The organism is Roseateles sp. P5_E8, assembly GCF_054177665.1.
On sequence record NZ_JBGCUM010000133.1, the window covers coordinates 1 to 1,229 of the forward strand.

Annotated in this window: 3 protein-coding genes; all 3 read left to right on the forward strand. The window is 76.1% G+C overall.

Annotated elements, in window-relative coordinates:
* The coding region (locus ACXRVZ_RS27590; protein ID WP_458233128.1) for a hypothetical protein at positions 1–320 on the forward strand (320 nt) is incomplete at its 5' end.
* Positions 320–829 (forward strand): hypothetical protein, encoded by a 510-nt coding sequence (locus ACXRVZ_RS27595; RefSeq protein ID WP_457428202.1) that lies wholly within the window; start codon positions 320–322, stop codon positions 827–829. The genes ACXRVZ_RS27590 and ACXRVZ_RS27595, both read left to right, overlap by 1 nt.
* The coding region (locus tag ACXRVZ_RS27600) for a hypothetical protein (RefSeq protein WP_458233129.1) at positions 826–1,229 on the forward strand (404 nt) is incomplete at its 3' end. The genes ACXRVZ_RS27595 and ACXRVZ_RS27600, both read left to right, overlap by 4 nt.

Below are 1,229 nucleotides of genomic sequence, written 5' to 3' on the forward strand. Positions count from 1 at the left end.
GCGCCGCGCTCGCCGCCAGCCTGCCGCCCGACAGCGACCGCCAGGCCCGCACCGCCGCGCTGCTGGCGCTGGCCGCCGAGCTGGGCCTGCCCTGGCCGCGCAGCGAGTTCCGCTACCAGGCCGACCGCGAGCTGGGCCTTGCGCAGTACCGCGTGGCCATGCAGCTCAGCGGCCGCTACGGCGTGCTGCGCGACTTCGTTGCCGAAGCCTTGAAGCGCGACCCGGCGCTGGCCCTGGACGGCATGCGCCTGCGCCGCGAGGCCAACGGCACGCTGAAGGCCGAGCTGGCCTGGGTGCTGCACATGCGAGTCGCGCCGTGATGAAGAAGCCCACACCGCGACAGCTCGCCTTGTTTGCCGCGCTGGGCCTGAGCCTGGCGACGACGGCCTGGGTGTCGCAGGACGATGCGCCGGAACCCGTCGCCGCCGCACCCCGCCGCACCACCGGTGCATCGGCCGCGCCGACCGACTGGCCCGGCCCCGCCGCAAGCGCACACACCGAATGGCCCGCCACCGACGCACAAGCCCGCAACGCATGGGGCGAGGCCGCGCCCGTGGCTGCTGCAACCGCAGCCCCAGCCACCGAGCCGGCCGAAGAGCAGGCACCGCCGCCGCCCACCGCGCCGCCCTTCCCCTACCAGCTGGTCGGCCGCCTGAGCGACGGCGCCTCGCGCGCCGTGCTGAACAACGCCCAGCGCAGCGCCGTCGTCGGCGTGGGCGAAGTGGTGGACGGCCAGTGGCGCGTCGAGGCCATCGACGCCAGCGGCCTGCGCGTGACCTATCTGCCACTGGGCCTGGTCCAGTTCATTCCCTTTGCCGCCGCCGCATGATCCGACCCGTTGCCACCGCCCTCCTCCTGCTCCTGCTGCTGGCCGCCTGCGCGGGCCACCCGGCCCTGCGCGACGCCGACACGCTGGCCCGCCGCGGCGAGCACGACGGCGCCTGGCGCCTGCTGCGCGATGCGGCCGCCTCGGCGCCGCAGGACAACGAGCTCCGCACCGCCCTGCAGCGCCAGCGCGAGCTGAGCCTGCTGGCCCTGGCCATGCAGGCCGAGAACGCCCGCGCCACCGGTCAGCTCGATGCCGCCGCTGAGCTGCTGCAACGCATGGAGGCCGTCGACCCGCTGGCGCCGCGCACCCGCGCGCTGCAGGCCGCGCTGCGCCGTGCGCGCGACCACCAGGCCCGCCTGGCCCAGGCCTCGCGCCAGTTGCAGGCCGGCCAGCTGGACCG

Coding starts and splice junctions, on each gene's coding strand:
- ACXRVZ_RS27595 (WP_457428202.1), top strand. CDS start 320: ATGAAGAAGCCCACACCGCGACAGCTCGCCTTGTTTGCCGCGCTGGGC.